The organism is Armatimonas sp. (genome assembly GCF_031410135.1).
GTDB lineage: Bacteria > Armatimonadota > Armatimonadia > Armatimonadales > Armatimonadaceae > Armatimonas.
This window is the reverse complement of the sequence record NZ_JANNYP010000218.1, coordinates 1-5470: the sequence shown is the minus strand read 5'-3', so window position 1 is coordinate 5470 and position 5470 is coordinate 1. Positions and strand designations below refer to the sequence as shown.

At 52.5% G+C, this 5470-nt stretch carries 6 protein-coding genes; all 6 read right to left on the bottom strand.

The annotated features are described in order from the left end of the window. Nucleotides 1-732 (bottom strand): hypothetical protein (locus tag RMO15_RS07765; RefSeq protein WP_309710138.1); only part of this gene is annotated, 732 nt, incomplete at its 3' end. Nucleotides 733-846: 114 nt separating this feature from the next. Then, nucleotides 847-1365, bottom strand: coding sequence for a hypothetical protein (locus RMO15_RS07760; protein WP_309710136.1), 519 nt, complete (start codon nucleotides 1363-1365; stop codon nucleotides 847-849). A 149-nt stretch (nucleotides 1366-1514) separates the two neighbouring features. Further along, nucleotides 1515-3665 (bottom strand): elongation factor G, encoded by a 2151-nt coding sequence (fusA, locus tag RMO15_RS07755; RefSeq protein WP_309710133.1) that lies wholly within the window; start codon nucleotides 3663-3665, stop codon nucleotides 1515-1517. A gap of 110 nt (nucleotides 3666-3775) precedes the next feature. Beyond that, on the bottom strand, nucleotides 3776-4246 hold the full coding sequence (gene rpsG, locus RMO15_RS07750; protein ID WP_309710130.1) for a 30S ribosomal protein S7: 471 nt from the start codon (nucleotides 4244-4246) through the stop codon (nucleotides 3776-3778). Then, entirely contained in the window at nucleotides 4247-4654 is a 408-nt protein-coding gene (rpsL, locus tag RMO15_RS07745; protein ID WP_309710127.1) for a 30S ribosomal protein S12, read from the bottom strand. It abuts the gene before it with no gap. Between the two features lie 347 nt (nucleotides 4655-5001). Further along, entirely contained in the window at nucleotides 5002-5307 is a 306-nt protein-coding gene (locus RMO15_RS07740) for a gluconate 2-dehydrogenase subunit 3 family protein (RefSeq protein ID WP_309710124.1), read from the bottom strand. Nucleotides 5308-5470 lie beyond the last annotated feature (163 nt).

Here is a 5470-nt window from a genome sequence, read left to right as displayed (position 1 = left end):
TCCTGAATCACAAGAATAAGAACTAGAGTCATTTTTTCGTGATTTTTGATTTTTGATCTCTCCAATGACGTTAGGTATTGAGACACTGATAAAAGCGTTGTCTTTTTTTATACCCAATTCCATTTGGGAAATACGTTGATTTGGATTTGTAACTCGAAATCCTATATGAGACCCTTTTAAGTTCTCTAAAAGAGAAGTTGTCGCGTTACTGGGTTTGCGATTTTCTGACAACACTTGAAGATGATTTTCAGAGAATTGAGATATTTTATCCTGTAGAGGCTTAGGTAAATCTTCAAATAGCATTTTAGTACCACGATTTTCATCAAAATATAAATTATTTTGTAGAGATTTTGGAGCATTAGTATAGAGTTCTTGGAATTCATTTAGGATTTCCATAGATCTTTTTTGATGAATAGATTTAGGGATGTGGTTTTGTAAGCCAGGAGTGTAAGGCATTAATATGTATCCATTGCCTCGTTTTTCCCATGTTGTATAAAATAGACCGCAAATGCAATCCATTATGTCTGTAACTGCAACATCATTCATACTGACAAATACTTTTTCATTTTCAAAAGCTTTATGCGGGAATATTTTAACTTCGCAAAATTTTGATAGTTGCTCTAAATATTTTTTTAGTAATATTTCATTTATTTTCTTTTTTGGAAATGATTTATTTAGTCGTTTGTCAGAATATAATACATTTTTCGTGTTTTTATTTTTCTGTTGTGTCATAATGTTTTTCCTTGAGAATGAGAAAGAAATTTTTGCATGAAGTTATTAGTGGGGGGAAATTGTAAACTTGCATGAAATCCAATGAAGATTTCATGCAAGTGCATGATTGATGTTCTAAGCTTGTACAACAGAAGGGTTTGGATCTAATACATTTATAGATACACTTTGAGCTTCATCACTGAAGGCATATCCCATTAATTTCCATTGCCGGATAAGAGTCCGTCCACCTTGAGGAGTTCCATTGCCATACAAATCATCAAATGTACTGCCGCTTCCGGGTACAGTAATGAAACCCCACATGAATAGTTCTGATGATCCCTCATCTGCTACTGCTCCCATATCGGGTGTTGGTACATATAATTCTGGTACGCCTCCTATTATGGCTCCATACATATCATACCATTTTGACTTCATTCTCGGATAGTTAATAGTCTCTCCATAAGCAGGGCTACCGTCAGGTCTTGTATAGCCAGCATATGAATAAGAAGCATATTCATCATCTGGCGAGTTAGAGAATGAATAACATCCTTCTATTCCTCCTGTTAAGGTATTTGTCCCTGAAGATTGAGCATGCGTAATCTGGGCAGTGCCAAAAAAAAGGCACAGCGAAACAAACAGAGTCGATTTCAACATAATTAGTACTCCCCGATGTCTCTGAGGCCCCGATGTCTCTGAGGCCCCGATGTTTGGACTATATCGTATACCTGGAATATTTGCAAGGTTCGGACAAAAAGAGTCCCAGGAAAATTCCTGGGACTCTTTTTGAGTGAGACGAGACGAGCCTACTCGTCGTCGCCCTTGCCTTTACGACCGGACTTGGCCATGATGTCCTCACCGACGTTGCGGGGGACGATCTCATAGTGCGAAGGCTCCATGGTCGAGGAGGCGCGGCCCTGGGTCATCGAGCGAAGGTCGCTGATGTAGCCAAACATCTCCGAGAGCGGAATCTTGGCCTTGACAGCGCGGATTCCACCCATCTGCGTTTCCTGCGACTCAATCAGGCCACGGCGGCGGTTTAGGTCACCAATCACATCCCCGAGGAACTGATCGGGAGTGACCACTTCGACCGACATGATCGGCTCAAGAATGACGGGATGTGCTTTTTGCATACCCGCACGCATGGCCATACGGCCCGCCTCACGGAACGAGATCTCGTCCGAGTCAACGTCGTGGTAGGAACCATCAATAACCGTCGCCTTGACATCCACCACCGGGTAGCCTGCGAGAACGCCGTGCAGCAGTGTCGCCTCGCAGCCCTTCTGGACAGCGGGGATGAACTCACGCGGAATCGAGCCGCCGACCACTTTATTGACGAACTCGAAGCCCTTACCCTGCTCGTTGGCCTCGACAATCAGCGTACAGTCGCCGAACTTACCCTTACCACCGGTCTGTTTCTTGAACAAACCGCGCTCGGTTGCGCTGCCGGTGATCGTCTCACGGTACGCCACCTGCGGGGTGCCCTGGTTGGCCTCGACCTTGAACTCGCGCCGCATACGGTCCACGAGAATTTCCAGGTGAAGCTCGCCCATCCCACGGATAATGGTCTGGCCGGTCTCCTGGTCGGTGAACGTGCGGAAGGTCGGGTCCTCGGCGGAGAGTCGCTGGAGGGCGACACCCATCTTGTCCTGGTCGGCCTTGGTCTTGGGCTCGATGCTCATCTCAATGACGGGCTCGGGGAAGCTCATGGACTCCAGGATGATCGGCTTCTTCTCATCGGCCAGCGTATCGCCCGTCGTGGTGTCGGAAAGACCCACGGCGGCGGCAATATCGCCCGAGTAGACCACATCAATCTCCTCACGCTTGTTGGCGTGCATCTGAAGGATACGGCTGACGCGCTCTTTCTTCCCCTTGGTGGCGTTGTAGACATAGCTGCCCTTGGTGAGGGTGCCCGAGTACACACGGAAGAACGTTAAGTTGCCCACGTGCGAGTCGTTCATGAGCTTGAAGGCCAGCGCGGAGAAGGGCTCGTTGTCGCCCGGCTTGCGCTCGTCTTCCTCACCGGTGTCCGGGTTGGTGCCAGGCACCGCGTCTACGTCTACCGGGGAGGGCAGGTAGTAGATCACGGCATCGAGCATGGACTGGACGCCCTTGTTCTTGAACGCGGAGCCACAGATCATGGGCGTGATCTCCATCGAGAGAGTGCCCTTGCGAATCGCCATACGGATCTCGTCAATGGTGAGCTCTTCGCCCTCCAGGTACTTCTCCATCAGGGCTTCGTCAATGCTGGCGGCTTCTTCCACTAAGAGCGCACGGTACTCGTCCACCTGGTCGCGCATGTCAGCGGGGATCTCTACTTCCAGTGGCTTCTTGCCAAAGTCATCGGAGTAGTTGTACGCCTTCATCGTGATCAGATCGACGATACCCTTAAATTCCGCCTCGGCTCCGATTGGGAGCTGAAGTGGCACGGGCTTGGCACCCAGGCGCTCTTTCACCTGCCGAACGACGGTTAAGAAGTCAGCACCGGCGCGGTCCATCTTGTTGACAAACGCAACGCGAGGCACCTTGTACTTGTTGGCCTGACGCCAGACGGTTTCAGACTGGGGTTGTACACCACCGACGGCGCAGAAGACCGAGATCGCACCATCGAGCACGCGCATGGAGCGCTCGACTTCCACGGTAAAGTCCACGTGACCAGGGGTATCAATAATATTGATGCGGTGCGTGTTCTCGCGCCCGCCTTGCTCCGCCTTGACCGCGTCATGATTTGGCTCCAGACCCCAGAAACAAGTGGTCGCCGCGGAGGTAATTGTGATACCTCGCTCGCGCTCTTGCTCCATCCAGTCCATCGTCGCGGTGCCGTCGTGCACTTCACCGATCTTGTAGTTGACTCCGGTATAGAGCAGGACGCGCTCTGTGGTCGTGGTCTTTCCTGCATCAATGTGTGCAGCAATGCCGATATTTCGCGTATTTTCGAGAGAGTAGTCTCTTGCCATTTTTCCTGTTTCCTTCCGATGTCTGCCCTACTTCGACCCTGAAATCTACCAGACAGCGAAACGCCGCCTGGCCTTTTCGGGTCCAGGCGGCGAGGGCTTTGTTAAGCCACCTAGAACCGATAGTGTGAGAATGCCTTGTTGGCCTCGGCCATCTTAAAGCCTTCTTCACTTCGACGAACCGCGCCGCCCTGCTTGTTGGCAGCGTCTAAGATCTCCGCAGAGAGCTTGTCCACCATGCTGCGGCCATTACGGCGGCGAGCGAACGTGATCATCCAGCGGATGCCCACGGCCTCTTTACGCGGCGACTTGACCTCGATAGGCACCTGGTAGGTGGCACCACCGACACGGCGAGGCTTGACCTCGACCACGGGCATGACGTTGCGTAGAGCGTCGTTGAAGACCTCGATACCGGGACGACCGGCGCGGGCCTCGACTTTTTCGAGTGCAGAGTAGAAGATCTTCTCTGCCACCGACTTCTTGCCATCGAGCATGAGTCGGTTGATAAAGCGGGAAACCATCACCTGGTTGTAGATGGGATCCGGCGCGATACGGCGTGGGGGGATAGAGCCTTTACGTGGCATTTATTTCTTTCCTTTCGCCGGAGCCGCTGCTGCGCCTGGTTTAGGCCGCTTGGTGCCGTACTTGCTGCGGCTGGACTTGCGGTCCTTGGTTCCCTGTGTATCCAGAGTACCGCGCAGAATATGGTAGCGTACACCAGGTAGGTCTTTGACACGACCGCCGCGGATCATGACGACGGAGTGCTCCTGCAGGTTATGCCCGATACCGGGGATGTAGGCGGTAACTTCGATTCCGTTGCTGAGACGCACACGGGCGATCTTGCGAAGGGCAGAGTTAGGTTTCTTAGGGGTCATCGTACGGACGATGACACAAACGCCGCGCTTCTGCGGGTTTCCCTTCATGGCGGGCGACTTGCTCTTCTTAATAACGCGCTTTCGTCCCTTGCGCACTAGCTGACTGATGGTTGGCATAAACGGCCTTTAAGCTCCTGATTTTCTTTCACTGCACGCCTTAGAGGCAGCAGGGGAATGCTTTCTGCGAGGCAAATAAAAAACCCCGCGAATTCGACGTAATCGTCACACGCAGGGCAGGGGAGGGTTTCATTGAGGAACTATTTGAGGGTTCGTCTCTTTGTGGTCTGTCTTCCGACTCCAGTCTCCTCCGCGTCTACGGTAAATGATCTTGTCGTGCGTAACGACGGCCTCACCTGCGTCACGCAACCTGAGCAGTATACCAAAGGCTTCTAGGAGTGTCAATAATTTTTTTGCCGCCCCTTGGGAGGAAGCGTCTGAGTGGCGCTTCGCGAAGCTGGAGGGGGCTAGTGGGTGGCAAGAAAGCCCACGGCACGCTGGCCGATGTCGCTGGTCCAGTAGGCTTCGTGGACGGTCTCGGCGGCGAGCTTGAAGATTGGCGAGGCGGTTTGCTCCGGGGAGAAGTCTAAGCCGCTTGCCGCCAGCGTGTCTAAAAACGCGGCGTACTCGGCAGCGTGGGGAGCCAGCTCGCGGGCAAGCAAGTCCTCGACAAACGCCACGGCCCCCGCCTCAGCACCGCCCGGCGCATCATCGGGCGGGACAATCACATCGGCAAAAGCGGCCAACGTGGCCCGCTGTGTCTCGGTCAGCATAGTCTACTCTTCGGCATGTCTTAGGGGAGTTCCTCCCACCTAGTCCTCCTAGTCCTTTTGGTTCCCAAGCCAGACGCCCAGCGTAATAAGTCCCAGGGCGATCAGGAGTAACGGGCAGAGCGCCAAAAGGATCAGGAGGACGAGAGGGAGCATCTCCCGGTCG